This is a genomic window from Mycobacterium sp. IDUB_28, from assembly GCF_055419285.1.
Genome location: NZ_JBVAXK010000001.1, coordinates 323,592 through 339,370, shown reverse-complemented (window position 1 = coordinate 339,370; position 15,779 = coordinate 323,592). Strand labels below are relative to the sequence as shown.

At 69.4% G+C, this 15,779-nt stretch carries 14 protein-coding genes and 1 pseudogene; 14 read left to right on the top strand and 1 reads right to left on the bottom strand.

Annotation, left to right across the window (positions count from 1 at the left end; genetic code table 11):
- The 12 genes from murD (at position 1) to ACZYZ9_RS01570 (ending at position 12,649) form a co-directional block, all read left to right on the top strand.
- Complete coding sequence (gene murD / locus ACZYZ9_RS01625) at positions 1-1,446, top strand: UDP-N-acetylmuramoyl-L-alanine--D-glutamate ligase (protein ID WP_463824454.1); 1,446 nt, start codon at positions 1-3, stop codon at positions 1,444-1,446.
- Positions 1,447-1,451: 5 nt separating this feature from the next.
- Positions 1,452-3,029, top strand: a complete 1,578-nt coding sequence (gene ftsW / locus ACZYZ9_RS01620; RefSeq protein WP_463824453.1) for a putative lipid II flippase FtsW — start codon at positions 1,452-1,454, stop codon at positions 3,027-3,029.
- The gene (gene murG / locus ACZYZ9_RS01615; protein WP_463824452.1) at positions 3,026-4,228 is read left to right on the top strand and encodes an undecaprenyldiphospho-muramoylpentapeptide beta-N-acetylglucosaminyltransferase; all 1,203 of its coding nucleotides are present in this window, start codon (positions 3,026-3,028) and stop codon (positions 4,226-4,228) included. Before ftsW ends, murG begins: the two co-directional genes overlap by 4 nt.
- Positions 4,225-5,682 carry a UDP-N-acetylmuramate--L-alanine ligase gene (gene murC, locus ACZYZ9_RS01610; RefSeq protein ID WP_463824451.1) on the top strand — a complete coding sequence of 486 codons (1,458 nt, stop codon included), beginning with the start codon at positions 4,225-4,227 and terminating at the stop codon, positions 5,680-5,682. Before murG ends, murC begins: the two co-directional genes overlap by 4 nt.
- Positions 5,683-5,723: 41 nt before the next feature.
- Positions 5,724-6,641, top strand: a complete 918-nt coding sequence (locus tag ACZYZ9_RS01605) for a cell division protein FtsQ/DivIB (RefSeq protein ID WP_463824912.1) — start codon at positions 5,724-5,726, stop codon at positions 6,639-6,641.
- 578 nt (positions 6,642-7,219) lie between these two features.
- Entirely contained in the window at positions 7,220-8,362 is a 1,143-nt protein-coding gene (ftsZ, locus tag ACZYZ9_RS01600; RefSeq protein ID WP_463824450.1) for a cell division protein FtsZ, read from the top strand.
- A gap of 100 nt (positions 8,363-8,462) precedes the next feature.
- Positions 8,463-9,170: a peptidoglycan editing factor PgeF gene (pgeF, locus tag ACZYZ9_RS01595; protein WP_463824449.1), complete on the top strand. Its 708-nt coding sequence runs from the start codon at positions 8,463-8,465 to the stop codon at positions 9,168-9,170.
- Between the two features lie 5 nt (positions 9,171-9,175).
- Entirely contained in the window at positions 9,176-9,964 is a 789-nt protein-coding gene (locus ACZYZ9_RS01590; protein WP_463824448.1) for a YggS family pyridoxal phosphate-dependent enzyme, read from the top strand.
- A gap of 64 nt (positions 9,965-10,028) precedes the next feature.
- Complete coding sequence (locus ACZYZ9_RS01585) at positions 10,029-10,712, top strand: cell division protein SepF (protein WP_463824447.1); 684 nt, start codon at positions 10,029-10,031, stop codon at positions 10,710-10,712.
- Positions 10,713-10,898: 186 nt separating this feature from the next.
- Entirely contained in the window at positions 10,899-11,198 is a 300-nt protein-coding gene (locus tag ACZYZ9_RS01580; RefSeq protein WP_463824446.1) for a YggT family protein, read from the top strand.
- A 254-nt stretch (positions 11,199-11,452) separates the two neighbouring features.
- The gene (gene wag31 / locus ACZYZ9_RS01575; RefSeq protein ID WP_463824445.1) at positions 11,453-12,256 is read left to right on the top strand and encodes a DivIVA-like cell division protein Wag31; all 804 of its coding nucleotides are present in this window, start codon (positions 11,453-11,455) and stop codon (positions 12,254-12,256) included.
- A 114-nt stretch (positions 12,257-12,370) separates the two neighbouring features.
- The gene (locus tag ACZYZ9_RS01570) at positions 12,371-12,649 is read left to right on the top strand and encodes a transcription factor Iwr1 (RefSeq protein WP_463824444.1); all 279 of its coding nucleotides are present in this window, start codon (positions 12,371-12,373) and stop codon (positions 12,647-12,649) included.
- A gap of 8 nt (positions 12,650-12,657) precedes the next feature.
- Here ACZYZ9_RS01570 and ACZYZ9_RS01565 read toward each other — a convergent pair.
- Positions 12,658-13,371, bottom strand: a pseudogene (locus tag ACZYZ9_RS01565) (phosphoribosyltransferase); the annotation flags it as partial.
- A gap of 205 nt (positions 13,372-13,576) precedes the next feature.
- Between ACZYZ9_RS01565 and ACZYZ9_RS01560 the strand changes: the two are divergent.
- Positions 13,577-14,401 carry a PPE family protein, SVP subgroup gene (locus ACZYZ9_RS01560; RefSeq protein ID WP_463824443.1) on the top strand — a complete coding sequence of 275 codons (825 nt, stop codon included), beginning with the start codon at positions 13,577-13,579 and terminating at the stop codon, positions 14,399-14,401.
- A gap of 27 nt (positions 14,402-14,428) precedes the next feature.
- Complete coding sequence (locus tag ACZYZ9_RS01555; protein WP_463824442.1) at positions 14,429-15,574, top strand: PPE family protein; 1,146 nt, start codon at positions 14,429-14,431, stop codon at positions 15,572-15,574.
- Positions 15,575-15,779 lie beyond the last annotated feature (205 nt).

Genomic DNA, 15,779 nt, shown 5'->3' with positions numbered 1-15,779 from the left:
GTGCTGGGCCCCTTAACGGCGGGCGCGCCCGTCCTGATCGCCGGTGCGCGGGTGACCGGCCGGGCGGTGTTGGCGGCGCTGCACGGGTTCGGCGCCGCCCCGACCCTCTGCGACGACGACCCCGCCATGCTGCGCCCGTACGCCGACCGGGGCGTGGCCACTGTGGCTCCGGCGGCCGCGATCCGGCAGATCGCCGACTACGCGCTGGTCGTCACCAGTCCCGGTTTCCAGCCGAGTACTCCGGTGCTGGCGGCTGCCGCGGCAGCCGGCGTGCCCATCTGGGGTGACGTGGAACTGGCCTGGCGGCTGGACGCATCAGGCCACTACGGGCCGCCGCGGCGCTGGCTGGTGGTGACCGGCACCAACGGCAAGACCACCACCACCTCGATGCTGCACGCCATGGTGACCGCCGGCGGGCTGCGCAGCGCCCTGTGCGGCAACATCGGCGACCCGGTGCTGGACGTGCTCGACAAGCCGTCGGACGTGCTGGCTGTCGAGTTGTCCAGCTTCCAGCTGTTCTGGGCGCCGTCGCTGCGGCCCGAGGCGGGCGCGGTGCTCAATGTCGCCGAGGACCATCTGGACTGGCACGGCACCATGGCCGACTACGCCGCGGCCAAGGCGCGGGTGCTCACCGGCCGGGTGGCGGTGGTCGGCCTCGACGACGCCCGCGCCGCGGCATTGGTCGACACCGCGTCGCAGCGGGTGGGTTTCCGCCTCGGCGAACCCGCTGCCGGGGAGTTGGGCGTGCGCGGCGGGTTCCTGGTGGACCGCGCTTTTGCCGACGACCTGCCGTTGCTGGCGGTCAGCGCGATACCGGTGCCCGGCCCGGTCGGCGTGCTCGACGCGCTGGCGGCGGCCGCGCTGGCCCGCGCGGTGGGCGTTGGGGCCCCGGCCATCGAGTCGGCGATCTCGGCGTTCCAGCCCGGCCGGCACCGCTCGGAGGTGGTCGCGGTGGTCGACGGCATCACCTACGTCGACGATTCCAAAGCCACCAACCCGCACGCCGCCGAGGCGTCGGTGCTGGCCTACCCCCGGGTGGTCTGGTTGGCCGGCGGACTGCTCAAGGGCGCGTCGGTGGACGCCGAGGTCGCCCGCATCGCATCCCGGCTGGTCGGGGCGGTCCTGATCGGCCGGGATCGCGGCGAGGTTGCCGACGCGTTATCGCGACACGCGCCCGATGTCCCCGTCGTACACGTCGTCACAGGCGAGGATGATGTGATGCATGAGACTGGTGGGGCATTTGTTACTAATGTGACGCATGTTAATAACGACGACGAGACCATCGGCACCCGGGTGATGACCGCGGCGGTGGCCGCGGCCCGCGAACTCGCCACACCCGGCGACACCGTGCTGCTCGCCCCGGCCGGCGCCTCGTTCGACCAGTTCAGCGGCTACGCCGCCCGCGGTGACGCCTTTGCCGCCGCCGTCCGCGCCGCGGTCCGGTAGGCGGCGTGGCTATCGCGCTGACCCGGCTGCTGCGCCGGGACAAGACCGTCGGCGACGAGAACTCCGATGCCGAAGGCGTGGCCGAGGCGGCCGAGCAGGATCCGGCCAGCGCTGACCAGCCCACCAAGAGCCCCGCGCCGCCGTCGGGCCCACGCACCCGGTTCGGCACCTGGCTGGGGCGGCCGATGACCTCGTTTCATCTGATCATCGCCGTCGCGGCATTGCTGACGAGCCTGGGCCTGATCATGGTGCTGTCCGCCTCCGGCGTCGAGTCCTACGGCAACGACGGGTCGGCGTGGATCATCTTCGGCAAACAGGTGATGTGGACGATCGTCGGCCTGGTCGCCTGCTACGCCGGACTGCGGATGTCGGTGCGCTTCATCCGCCGGATCGCCTTCACCAGCTACGCCGTCACCTGCATCCTGCTGGTCCTGGTGCTCGTTCCTGGCATCGGCAACCTCGTCAACGGGTCGCGGAAGTGGTTCGTGATCGCCGGCTTCTCGATGCAGCCGTCGGAGTTGGCCAAGATCGCGTTCGCAATCTGGGGGGCCCACCTGTTGGCGGCGCGGCGCGCCGAGCGGGCCGGGCTGCGCGACATCCTGGTGCCGCTGGTACCGGCCTCGCTGATTGCGTTGGGGCTGATCATGGCCCAGCCCGACCTCGGACAGACCGTCTCGCTCGGCATCATCCTGCTGGGCCTGCTGTGGTACGCCGGCCTGGACCTGCGGGTGTTCATCAGCGGTCTGGTCATGGTGGTCATCGCCGGGGCGATCTTCTCGATGTCGGCGGGCTACCGCTCCGACCGGGTGCGGTCCTGGCTGGACCCGGAAAACGACCCGATGGACACCGGTTACCAGGCGCGCCAGGCCAAGTACGCGCTCGCCCACGGCGGCATCTTCGGCGACGGGCTGGGCCAAGGCGTGGCCAAATGGAATTATCTGCCCAATGCCCACAACGACTTCATCTTCGCCATCATCGGCGAGGAACTCGGACTGATCGGCGCGGTCGGATTGCTGGGCCTGTTCGGACTGTTCGCCTACACCGGGATGCGGATCGCGCGCCGCTCGGCCGACCCGTTCCTGCGGTTGCTGACCGCGACCACCACGCTGTGGATCCTGGGCCAGGCGTTCATCAACATCGGCTATGTAATCGGTCTGCTGCCGGTCACCGGATTGCAGCTGCCGCTCATCTCAGCTGGTGGAACATCAACGGCGACAACGCTTTTCATGATCGGCATCATGGCCAACGCAGCTCGCAACGAGCCCGAAGCGGTGGCCGCGCTGCGCGCCGGGCGCGACGACAAGGTCAACCGGCTGCTGCGGCTGCCGGTGCCCGAGCCGTACGCACCCACCCGTCTGGAAACATTCCGCGACCGCAAACGCGCCAAACCGCAGCCCAAGCCGCCGGTCCGCCGCGCCGCCACCCCGCCGCGGCAGGCGTCGGCGCGCACCGCGGAACGGTCGGGTCGCCGGTCTGCGGGCAACTCGCACTTGCAGAAGAGGCATCATGGATCTGGCCAGCAATACGCCGGCCGGCGCCGCACGGGGCGCGCTCGCGCATTGGAAGGTCAGCGTTACGGGTGAATGACATGGTCAGCGAGTCCACCGGCGGGTTGGGGGCAGCGCCCCTGCCCGCCGGTAGCGCGTTGCCGTCCTTATCGGTCGTGTTGGCCGGAGGCGGGACCGCCGGGCATGTGGAACCCGCGATGGCCGTCGCCGACGCGCTGACCTCGCTGGACCCCCAGATCCGGATCACCGCGTTGGGCACCGCGCGCGGGCTGGAGACCCGGCTGGTGCCCGCCCGCGGCTACCACCTCGAACTGATCACCCCGGTGCCGCTGCCCCGCAAACCCAGCGGTGACCTGGCCCGGCTGCCACCGCGGGTGTGGCGCGCGGTCCGAGAGGCCAGGGCGGTGCTCGACGACGTGCGCGCCGACGTCGTCATCGGCTTCGGCGGCTACGTCGCGCTACCGGCCTACCTGGCCGCCCGCGGCAGCCGGGTCTCGGGACGCCGACGCCATCGCGTCCCGGTGGTGATCCACGAAGCCAACGCCCGGGCGGGACTGGCCAACCGGGTCGGTGCCCGCTCGGCCGACCGGGTGCTGGCCGCGGTGCCGGGGTCGGGTCTGCACGGTGCCGAGGTGGTCGGGGTGCCGGTGCGGGCGGCGATCACCGCACTGGACCGGGCCGCGCTGCGCAGCGAGGCGCGCGCCTACTTCGGTTTCCCCGGGGACGCGCGGGTGCTGCTGGTCTTCGGCGGTTCCCAGGGCGCGGTCTCGCTCAACCGGGCGGTGTCGGCGGCGGCCGCCGGGCTGGCCGGCGCGGGGGTCTCGGTGCTGCACGCGCACGGCCCCAAGAACACCCTGGACCTGCGCACCCCCGAACCGGGGGACCCGCCCTACGTCGCATTGCCCTACCTGGACCGGATGGATCTGGCGTACGCCGCGGCCGACATGGCGATCTGCCGGTCCGGGGCGATGACGGTGGCTGAGGTGTCGGCCGTCGGGCTGCCGGCCATCTACGTGCCGCTGCCGATCGGCAACGGCGAACAACGGCTCAACGCGCTGCCGGTGGTCAACGCCGGCGGCGGCATGGTGGTCGCCGACGCGGCCCTGACGCCGGAGCTGGTGGTACGGGAAGTCGCCGGGCTGCTCAACGACCCCACGAGGCTGGCGGCCATGACGGCGGCGGCTGCGCTCGTCGGGCATCGCGACGCCGCGCTGCGGGTGGCGCAGGCGGCGCTGGATCTCGCGCGCTCGGCCTCCTCCGGAGGACGGCGGTGAGCGCCGAACAGCTGCCCCCGGAGCTGCACCGGGTGCACATGGTCGGCATCGGCGGCGCCGGCATGTCGGGCATCGCCCGCATCCTGCTGGACCGCGGCGGGCTGGTCTCGGGGTCCGATGCCAAGGAGTCGCGAGGTCTGCATGCGCTGCTGGCCCGCGGCGCCAAGATCCGCATCGGGCACGACGCGTCCTCGCTGGATCTGCTGCCTGGCGGGCTCACCGCCGTCATCACCACCCACGCCGCCATCCCGAAAACCAACCCCGAGCTGGTCGAGGCCCGACGGCGTGGCATCCCGGTCGTGCTACGGCCGGTGGTGCTGGCCAAGCTGATGGCCGGGCGCACCACGCTGATGGTCACCGGCACGCACGGCAAAACCACCACCACGTCGATGTTGATCGTGGCGCTGCAGCACTGCGGGCGCGACCCGTCATTCGCGGTCGGTGGCGAACTGGGGGAGGCCGGCACCAACGCCCACCACGGCAGCGGTCACTACTTCGTCGCCGAAGCCGACGAAAGCGACGGCACGCTGCTGGAGTACACACCCAACGTCGCGGTGGTCACCAACATCGAGTCCGACCACCTGGACTTCTACGGCAGCACCGACGCCTATGTCGGGGTGTTCGACGCGTTCGTCGAGCGGCTGGCGCCGGGCGGCGCGCTGGTGGTGTGCACCGATGACCCGGGGGCGGCGGCGCTGGCCCAGCGCACCGCGGCGCTGGGTATCCGGGTGCTGCGGTACGGGTCCACCGGCGACGACCTGGCCGCGACCCTGTTGTCCTGGGAGCAGCACGGCACCGAGGCGGTGGCCCACCTGCAACTTCGCGGCGAGGCGCAGCAGCGGGTGATGCGACTGTCGGTGCCGGGACGGCACATGGCGCTCAATGCGTTGGGGGCGCTGCTGGCGGCGACCGAGATCGGCGCGCCGGTCGAGGAGGTGCTCGACGGGCTGGCCGGTTTCGAGGGGGTGCGGCGCCGCTTCGAACTGGTCGGCACTGCCGACTCGGTGCAGGTGTTCGACGACTACGCCCACCACCCAACCGAGGTCGCGGCCACCCTGGCCGCGGTGCGGTCGGTGGTCGAGCAGCGCGGCGGCGGGCGCTCGTTGGTCGTGTTCCAGCCGCACTTGTATTCGCGGACAAAGGCTTTCGCCCACGAATTCGGTCGGGCACTGGATGCCGCCGACGAAGTGTTCGTGCTCGACGTCTACGGTGCCCGCGAGCAACCGTTGGCCGGGGTGAGCGGAGCCAGCGTCGCCGAGCACGTGAGTGTGCCGGTGCGCTACCTGCCGGATTTCTCGATGGTGGCCGGCGAGGTGGCGGCCGCAGCCGGTCCGGGTGACCTCATCGTCACCATGGGCGCCGGTGACGTGACGCTGCTGGGGCCCGAGATCGTGGCGGCGTTGCGGTCCCGGTCGAACCGCAGCGCGCCGGGTCGCCCAGGAGTGTTGCAGTGAGCGAGCCCGACCCCGAGGAGTCCGCGTCCCGCGGAGCCGACCTGGTCGACGGTCCGGCCGAAGCGGTACCTGAGTCCGGCGCCACCGAACCTGTTGCGACCGAACAACCCGCGCCACCGGAGGAAACCTCCGAGCCGGACGATTTCGAAGGTCCACGCCGGCGCGAACGCCGGGAACGCGCCGAGCGGCGCGCCGCCCAGGCCCGGGCCGTCGCGATCGAACAGGCCCGCCGGGAGGCCAAGCGGCGCGCCCGCGGCAACGTCCTGCCCGAGCCCAAACCTGTTGCGCGCGGCGTGGTCCGCGGGCTCAAGATGCTGCTCGCGACGGTGATCATGGTGGTCGTTGGCGTCGGGCTGGGGCTGATCCTGTACTTCACGCCGGCGATGTCGGCCCGCAATATCGTGGTCACCGGGACCGGAGTGGTGACCCGCGAGGACGTCCTGAACGCGGCGCAGGTGCGGGTCGGGACGCCGTTGCTGCAGATCAACACCAGCCAGGTCGCCGAGCGGGTGGCCGCGATCCGGCGAGTGGCCAGCGCCCGGGTGCAGCGCGAGTACCCGTCGGCGCTGCGCGTCACCATCGTCGAGCGAATCCCGGTGGTGGTGAAGGATTTCCCGGACGGACCCCATCTGTTCGACCGCGATGGCGTCGATTTCGCGAACGACCCGCCGCCGCCGGCGCTGCCGTACATCGACGTCGAGAACCCCGGCCCGACGGATCCGCCTACGCTGGCGGCGCTCAAGGTGCTGATGGCCCTGCGACCCGAGGTCGCCGGGGAGGTGGGCCGGATCGCGGCCCCGTCGGTGTCCTCGATCACGCTGACACTCTCCGACGGCCGGGTGGTGATCTGGGGGACCACCGACCGTGCGGAGGAGAAGGCGGAGAAGCTCGCGGCGCTGCTGACCCAGCCCGGCCGCACCTATGACGTGTCCAGCCCTGACCTGCCGACCGTCAAGTAGCCGCCGGGTCCACCCCGGGATTGCCACGCCCGCGTGACACTCGGCGCGCGGTCCCCGCGTTTGTCACGCCAGTGTGACGCTGGGCGTCGAGCGCTGCGCTGGTGTGACGCTGGGTGGGGCGCCGGCCGGGGCGGGCGCCAAATCAATCGTGGGTGTCACGCTGGTGTGACGCTGGGCGTCGAACGTTGCGCTGGTGTGACGCTGGGTGGGGCGCCGGCTGGGGCGGGCGCCAAATCAGTCGCGGGTGTCACGCTGGTGTGACGCTGGGCGTCGAACGTTGCGCTGGGGTGACGCTCGGTGGGGCGCCGGCTGGGGCGGGCGCCTAATCAGTCGCGGGTGTCGCGCTGGCGTGACGCTCGGCGACCACGCTCACGCTCGGCGAAGACACAGCACAAAAATCACCCGCGGCGCGTCGGCGCGCCTGCGGCGTTAGTGCCCGTCGTACCCATACGGTTCTGGTTACGCGGAACTACTTGACATAACTCTAACTCTATGGTTGAGGTTGAGACTTTTGCAAGTAGACACACCGCACCGAAGACATTCAGGGGAACGTGAGCCCTCAGGGAGGAAGACGAATGATGACCCCCCCACATAACTATCTGGCCGTCATCAAGGTCGTGGGCATTGGTGGTGGCGGCGTCAACGCCGTCAACCGGATGATCGAACAAGGCCTCAAAGGCGTGGAGTTCATCGCGATCAACACCGATGCGCAGGCCCTGTTGATGAGCGACGCCGACGTCAAGCTGGACGTCGGCCGCGACTCGACACGTGGCCTGGGCGCCGGTGCCGACCCCGAGGTCGGCAAGAAGGCCGCCGAGGACGCCAAGGAGGAGATCGAGGAGCTGCTGCGCGGCGCCGACATGGTCTTCGTCACCGCGGGTGAGGGTGGTGGCACCGGCACCGGCGGCGCGCCCGTCGTCGCCAACATCGCGCGCAAACTCGGCGCGCTGACCGTCGGTGTGGTCACCCGGCCCTTCTCCTTCGAGGGCAAACGGCGCAGCAATCAGGCCGAAAACGGCATCTCAGCGCTGCGGGAGAGCTGCGACACGCTGATCGTGATCCCCAACGACCGGCTGCTGCAGATGGGTGACGCCGCCGTGTCGCTGATGGACGCCTTCCGCAGCGCCGACGAGGTGCTGCTCAACGGCGTGCAGGGCATCACCGATCTGATCACCACACCGGGCCTGATCAACGTCGACTTCGCCGACGTCAAGGGCATCATGTCCGGCGCGGGCACCGCGCTGATGGGCATCGGCTCGGCTCGCGGCGAGGGCCGCTCGCTCAAGGCCGCCGAGATCGCGATCAACTCGCCGCTGCTGGAAGCGTCGATGGAAGGTGCGCAGGGCGTGCTGATGTCGATCGCCGGCGGCAGCGACCTGGGGCTCTTCGAGATCAACGAGGCAGCCTCGTTGGTGCAGGACGCCGCGCATCAGGACGCGAACATCATCTTCGGTACCGTGATCGACGACTCGCTCGGCGACGAGGTGCGCGTCACCGTCATCGCGGCCGGCTTCGATGCCGGGCCGGGCCGCAAGCCGGTCACCAGCGCCACCGAGACCGGCGGCGCCCACCGGATTGAGACCGCCAAGGCCGGCAAGCTCACCTCCACGTTGTTCGAGCCGGTCGACGCCGTCAGCGTGCCGGTGCACACCAACGGTGCGACGCTGAGCATCGGCGGTGACGACGATGACGTCGACGTGCCGCCCTTCATGCGCCGCTGAGGTCTCGATTTGCTTGCCACTGCGCGACGAACCGGCCTCGAAACATAATGGCCTCACGTCGAAGCACTCTGGCGGGCAACCGATTCCAGATACTGGGCAGGTGAGCGTTCGCATCCGTCGGGTGACCACCACCCGGGCGGGCGGTGTGTCGAAGCCGCCGTTCGACAGCTTCAATCTCGGCGACCACGTCGGTGACGACCCGTCGGCCGTCGCTGCCAACCGTGCCCGGCTGGCTGCGGCCGTCGGCCTGCCCGACGAGCGGCTGGTGTGGATGAACCAGGTACACGGTGACCGCATCGCGGTGGTCGACGAGCCGCGACACGCGGCGATCGACGACACCGACGGGGTCGTGACCGGCACGCCGGGCCTGGCGCTGGTGGTACTGACCGCCGACTGCGTGCCGGTCCTGCTCGCCGACGCGCGCGCCGGTGTGGTCGGGGCGGTGCACGCCGGTCGGGTCGGGGCCCAACATGGCGTGGTGACCCGCGCGGTAGAGGCCATGGTGAGCCGGGGTGCGCGGCCCGGCGACATTTCCGCACTGCTCGGCCCGGCGGCCAGCGGCAGTCGCTATGAAGTGCCCGCCGCGATGGCCGACGAGGTCGAGACGACGCTGCCGGGCAGTCGAACCACGACCGCCGCCGGAACGCCCGGACTGGACCTGCGTGCCGGAATCGCTTGCCAGCTCCGCGATTTGGGAGTGACTTCGATCGAGGTCGATCCGCGCTGCACCATTTCCGACGCGACGCTGTTCAGCCACCGGCGCGGTGCGCCGACCGGACGGCTGGCGTCGTTGGTGTGGATGGAATGAGTGTGATGGCCACGGAGAACCCGGTGCGGGGAGGCGGCGGCGACCGCCAGACGGAATTGACCACGGCCCTGGGGGCGGTGCGATCCCGGCTGGCTGCGGCCGCCGCGGCCGCCGGCCGCAATGTCGCAGAAATTGAGCTGCTCCCAATTACCAAATTCTTCCCAGCAACCGACGTAGCGATTTTGTCCCGATTAGGTTGTCGGGCCGTTGGCGAATCGCGCGAACAGGAAGCTGCGGCGAAGGTGAGTGAAGTCACCCGGCTGTTGACGGCCGCTGCACAACACACCGGATTGCGGGATTTGCATTGGCACATGGTCGGTCAGATTCAGCGCAAAAAAGCCCGGTCCCTGGCGCGCTGGGCGCACACCGTCCACTCCGTCGACAGCATGCAGTTGGTGACCGCGCTCGACCGGGCGGTGACCGTTGCGCTGGCCGGGCACGAGCGGGAGAACCGGCTGCGGGTCTACGTCCAGGTCAGCCTCGACGGCGATGTGTCGCGCGGTGGCGTCGACATGGACGAACCCGGTGCGGTGGACCGCATCTGCGCCCAGGTGCAGGACTCGCGCAGCCTGGAACTGGTCGGTCTGATGGGCATCCCGCCCGTGGAATGGGACCCGGAACAGGCCTTTGACCGGCTGCAATCCGAGCACCAGCGGGTGCGCGCGGCGTTCCCGACGGCGGTCGGGCTGTCGGCCGGCATGTCGGGTGACTTCGAAGTCGCCGTCAAACATGGTTCGACGTGTGTGCGTGTCGGTACCGCGCTATTGGGTCAACGGCGGTTACGGTCACCGTGAATAGTCACTGTAGTCACATCTTCATCACAGGCAACAGATATCCCAGGCTAGAAGGGGTCGTACGATGAGCACACTGCATAAGGTCAAGGCCTACTTCGGGATGGCTCCGATGGAGGATTACGACGACGAGTATTACGACGACCGCGCGCCATCGCGCGGTTATTCGCGGCCGCGATTCGACGACGAATACGGTCGTTATGAGGACCGTGACCGCGATTACGACGATCCGCGCAGAGATCCCCGCGCCGACCCGCGCGGCGACCTGCGCGGTGAGCCGGCCGACTACCCGCCGCCCAGCAGTTACCGCGGCGGCTATGCCGACGAGCCGCGCTTCCCGACGGGCGGGTTCGACCGTGCCGACCTGGCTCGGCCGCGGCTGGGTTCGTGGCTGGGACGCGGCGGCGCCACCCGCGGCGCGTTGGCGATGGACCCGCGCCGGATGGCGATGATGTTCGAGGAAGGCCACCCGCTGTCGAAGATCACCACGCTGCGTCCCAAGGACTACAGCGAGGCGCGCACCATCGGCGAGCGGTTCCGCGACGGCACTCCGGTGATCATGGACCTGGTGTCGATGGACAACGCCGACGCCAAGCGGCTGGTCGACTTCGCCGCGGGCCTGGCGTTCGCGCTGCGCGGCTCGTTCGACAAGGTCGCCACCAAGGTGTTCCTGCTCTCACCCGCGGACGTCGACGTGTCCCCGGAAGAACGTCGCCGGATCGCCGAAACCGGTTTCTACGCTTACCAATAAGCTCACCGGCAGGGGCTTGCGCCGAATAGTTTCCGCACCGCCCGGTAGGTCACCAACTGGCCGACCGGGCGGTGCGCTGTCGACAGCCCACCACGGGAACGGGGCGGGTCGGTAGGCTTGCTGTCGCCGCTACGCCGGCGGCGACGGACATTCTCATCAACGTCATCGTGAAGGTCGGGACTCTCGTTGGTTGTGTTGCTGTACATCGTCGGGTACACCCTGCTGGCCTTCTGGTTGCTGCTGGTCTTCCGGGTCGTCATCGAGTGGATCCGGTCGTTCAGCCGTGACTGGCGGCCCACCGGCATCACTGTGGTGATCCTGGAGATCATCATGTCGATCACCGATCCGCCGGTGAAGCTGCTGCGCCGACTCATCCCGCCGATCACCATCGGCGCCGTGCGCCTGGACCTGTCCATCCTGGTGCTCTTGTTGATCGCCTTCATCGGCATGCAACTCGCGCTCGGCGCAGCCGACGGCGCCACGTAGGCGACCCGAGTTGGTCTTTTAGAGACGGTTCGGCCACGATTTGGCGTCAACTCAGGCGCGTGTTTTTTGAAATCTAAGGAATGTGATTTATTGGCTGCAGAGCTCTAAAAAGAATGAAATCTGTCCTTATTTATTACTCCAATCGGCAACCGCCGAGTCTGGTGTGACAGGATGGGCGGCAGTTGCGCGACGGCTACCGCACCGTTCTACACTTTCAGATTGTTCGACCGTCCAGGAACTCGAGGGGACAAAGAATGCCGCTTACACCTGCCGACGTCCACAATGTGGCGTTCAGTAAGCCGCCTATCGGCAAGCGCGGGTACAACGAGGACGAGGTTGACGCCTTCCTTGACCTGGTGGAGAACGAACTGACCCGACTGATCGAGGAGAACTCCGATCTGCGGCAGCGGATCGCCGAGTTGGACCAGGAGCTGGCCGCGGGAGGCGGCGCCTCCGGTGCCGCGCCCACGGTGGCCCAGCCGATCCCGGCCTACGAGCCCGAGCCCGAGCCGGTCAAGCAGGCCGCGCCGACCCCGGCGCCGGCGCAACCGAGCTCCTCCAACGAGGAGCAGGCGCTCAAGGCGGCCCGCGTGCTCAGCCTGGCCCAGGACACCGCCGACCGTCTGACCAGCACCGCCAAGGCCGAATCGGACAAGATGCTGGCCGATGCCCGCGCGAACGCCGATCAGATCCTCAGCGAGGCGCGGCACACCGCCGAGACCACGGTCTCCGAAGCGCGGCAGCGCGCGGACGCGATGCTGGCGGATGCCACGGCGCGCTCGGAGAGCCAGCTGCGCCAGGCGCAGGAGAAGGCGGACGCGCTGCAGGCCGATGCCGAACGCAAGCACTCCGAAATCATGGGGACCATCAACCAGCAGCGCACCGTGCTGGAAGGCCGTCTCGAGCAGTTGCGGACCTTCGAGCGCGAGTACCGGACCCGCCTGAAGACATATCTGGAGTCCCAGCTCGAAGAACTCGGCCAGCGCGGATCGGCGGCTCCGGTCGATTCCAGCGCGGACGCCGGCGGCTTCGAACAGTTCAACCGCGGCGCCAACTGACCGCTGGGCGGCAACCTGCCCGGAACGCGACGCCGGACACGCGCCAGGCGCGAGTTCAGCGTCATCGACCCTGGTAGGTTTGGCAGTCGCGCCTCGCGGCTGGAGGGATGACCGATGTTGATCATTGCGCTGGTATTGGCCCTGATCGGGCTTGTCGCGCTGGTGTTCGCGGTAGTGACCAGCAACGTGCTGGTTGCCTGGGTGTGCATCGGCGCCAGCGTGGTGGGCGTGATCCTGCTGATTGTGGACGCGGTCCGGGAACGTCAGCAGCGCGATGCGGCCGTCGATGAGGACGACGATGCGAACGCCGAGTCCGAGGACACCGTCGACTATCCGGACGAAGACGTCGAGGCGCCCGAGGAACCGGCGCGGCGTGATGAGGACGCCAAGTAGCGGTCGGTCTACCGCGGTTCGGTCGCAGTGGACAGCAGGGCGCGCACCTCGTCGTCGCTGACCTGATGGAAGTCGGCATAGACCTGCCCGACGGCGTTGAAGTCCCGGGGCATGGTGGCGCACACCACGTCGTCGGCTTCGCGCGCCAGCATCCGGCACCCTGAGGCCGGCCCGACGGGAACCGCGACCACCACCGCCTGTGGCCCGGCGGCGCGCACCGCCCGCACCGCGGCTAACATGCTGGCGCCGGTAGCGATGCCGTCGTCGACCAGAACCGCAATCCTGGCGCGCGGGTCGGCGCCGGGACGCCCGCCGCGGTAGGCCAGTTCGCGCCGCCGCAGTTCGGCCGACTCGGCCTCGATTACCCTGTGCACCTGCTCGTCGGAGATGCGCAGGCTGGACAGCACGTCCTCGTTCATCACCACTCGGCCGCCGCTGGCCAACGCCCCCATCGCCAATTCCGGTTGCGTCGGGACACCCAGCTTGCGCACCAGAAACACGTCGAGGTCGGCGTCCAGCCCGGCGGCGACTTCCCATCCCACCGGGACGCCACCCCGGGCGAGCCCGAGGACCAGCAGATCCGGCTTGCCGCGGTAGGCGGCCAGGGAGTCGGCCAAGACGCGGCCGGCTTCGCGTCGGTCGCGAAACGTGCGGGTCGGCGTGCGCCGAAACAGGGCTCTCGATGGGGTCCGCGGTGGGTTCATGGGTCGCACTCCGCCCTGTGCTGGCAACCACCAAAGCCTACTGACTCACCGCGCCGCTGGGCAGTCAGCAGCAACTCGGTTGCTCGTTACAGCGGGATTACCGACGTATTTCCGAAACATTGCCGAAATTCCTGGTTCCCGTGCTGGCAGGCGCGCTTAATAAACGGGTCATCCACCGCCGGCCGACCTCCGAAACGGGTGGCGCTGCCGATAGGAGAACCCGATGTCCTTCGTGACCACGTACCCCCAAGCATTGACGGCCGCAGCGGGCGCACTGCAACACCTCGGGACGGCCATGGCCGCCGAGGATGCCGCCGCCGCGCCACCGACCACCAGCGTCGTCCCGGCCGCCGCCGACGAGGTGTCCGCACTGCAGGCTGCACAGTTCGCGGCCTACGGCACCTGGTATCAGCAGGTCAGCGCGCAAGCCAGAGCCGTGCATCAACAGCTGGTCACCACCCTCGGGTCCAATGCCGACGCCTACGGCGAGACCGAGGGGGCCAATCAGAGCGCGGCCGGCTCGGAATCGATGTCCGGCCTCACCAACGCGGCATCCGCGGCGGCCGCCAGCCCGGCGGAGGCGGCCGCGTCCGACGACGCGATCATCGGCACGCCGTTCAACTGGTTCCAGAATGTCGGCGCCGCGGCGTCGAACTTCATCGCGCTCGGCCAGGGGCAGTTCCTGCCCGGTTCGGTGACTTGGAATCCCGCGATGGCCGATTTCCCGCCGCTGGGCGTCGGTGCGGCGCCCGCGTTACCGACCTCGGCTATCGCTGGACCACCGGTGGCGGCAAGTGTCGGCGAGGCCGTGTCGATCGGGGCGATATCGGTGCCACCGAGTTGGGCGGCCGGCATGCCTGTTGCTGGCGGAACGCCGGCAACGCTGACGGGCGCGGGCTGGACCAGCGCCGCGGCGCATTCCGCGCCGATCACGACGGTGCCCGCCGGCCTGCCGGCGATCGCATCGGCCGACCGTTCGAGTGCCGGATTCGGGGCGCCGCGCTACGGCCTCAAACCGATCGTCATGCCCAAGCCGACCGTTGTCTGAACCCCCCACTTTAGTAAGGACCGAGAAATGCCTTTTGATTTTGGCGCGCTGTCCCCAGAGATCAATTCAACCCGTATGTACACCGGCCCGGGAGCGGCGCCGCTGATGGCCGCCGCCGCGGCCTACAGCAACCTGGCTGCCGAACTGAGCAGCACGGCGACGGCCGCCGAGTCGGTGATCTCGACGTTGACCGAGGACGAATGGCGGGGCCCGTCCTCAGCGACGATGGCCACCGCCGCCGCCCCCTATGTGCAATGGCTGCTCACCACCTCTGCGTCGCTGCAGCACGCGGCCGACCAGGCGATGGCGTCGGCGGCCGCCTACGAGGCCGCGTACGCGATGACGGTGCCGCCGGCGGTCGTCGCGGCCAATCGCGCCCAGCTGGCAACACTCGTCGCCACCAACATCGTGGGTCAGAACACGCCCGCGATCGCGGCCAACGAAGCGCTCTACGGCGAGATGTGGGCCCAGGACGCCGCCGCGATGTACGGCTACGCCGGATCGTCGGCGCTGGCCGGGCGACTGGACCCGCTGACCGCACCGACCCCGGCCGCCAACCCCGCGCCGAGCGCCACGGCGGATCAGGCCGCCGGCACCTCGACAGGGCTGTCCGCCTTGGTGTCCAGCACGCCGAGTGTCGTTCAGTCGCTGGCAAACCCAGCGGCGGCGGCGCCGGCATCGGCCGTCGGCGACTTCTTCAGCGACAGCCTGGTGCAGAACATCCCCAACGGCATTATCGACATGGCGGCCTGGAACGGTTTCAACGCAATTGTCACTGCAGTGCTGTACTCGCACACCTTCGACGCGGGCCTGATCGCGAGCCAGTTCCCGCCGGATTTGGGCGCCATCGGGATCGGGCCGGCGCAAATGGCTGCGGGTCTGGGTTCCGGCGGCGCGAGTGCTGCGTCGGTATCCGCGGCGGCCGGCCAGGCGACGACGGTCGGCAAGCTCTCGGTGCCCGCCTCGTGGTCGGCCGCCACCCCGGCCACGATGGCAGCGTCCACCGCGCCGTTGGCCGGTTCGGGCTGGACGGTGCCGGCAGAGCAGGGTGCTGGGGTAATGAATGTGGCCACCGGGATGCCGGCCTACGCCTCGGCGGGCCGCGGCGGCTACGGTGTTGGCCCACGCTATGGGATTCAGCCGACCGTGATGCCCCGGCAGGTCCTCGTGTAGGTGTGTTCGCGGCTGCGCCGCTCAACACACTGCACCGGCTTGTCGGAGGTGTGTTCGCGGCTGCGCCGCTCAACACACTCCCTCGGCTCGGAAATGAACGCGAGCGTTCATTTCGCTCGCCTCAGTCGGCTTGTCGGAGGTGTGTTCGCGGCTGCGCCGCTCAACACACTCCCTCGGCTCGGAAATGAACGCGAGCGTTCATTTC

Excerpts from the sequence above, each read along its gene's own strand:
- ftsZ (WP_463824450.1), top strand. The coding sequence starts at position 7,220 with ATGACCCCCCCACATAACTATCTGGCCGTCATCAAGGTCGTGGGCATT.
- ACZYZ9_RS01590 (WP_463824448.1), top strand. The coding sequence starts at position 9,176 with ATGGCCACGGAGAACCCGGTGCGGGGAGGCGGCGGCGACCGCCAGACG.
- ACZYZ9_RS01585 (WP_463824447.1), top strand. The coding sequence starts at position 10,029 with ATGAGCACACTGCATAAGGTCAAGGCCTACTTCGGGATGGCTCCGATG.
- wag31 (WP_463824445.1), top strand. The coding sequence starts at position 11,453 with ATGCCGCTTACACCTGCCGACGTCCACAATGTGGCGTTCAGTAAGCCG.
- ACZYZ9_RS01570 (WP_463824444.1), top strand. The coding sequence starts at position 12,371 with ATGTTGATCATTGCGCTGGTATTGGCCCTGATCGGGCTTGTCGCGCTG.
- ACZYZ9_RS01560 (WP_463824443.1), top strand. The coding sequence starts at position 13,577 with ATGTCCTTCGTGACCACGTACCCCCAAGCATTGACGGCCGCAGCGGGC.
- ACZYZ9_RS01555 (WP_463824442.1), top strand. The coding sequence starts at position 14,429 with ATGCCTTTTGATTTTGGCGCGCTGTCCCCAGAGATCAATTCAACCCGT.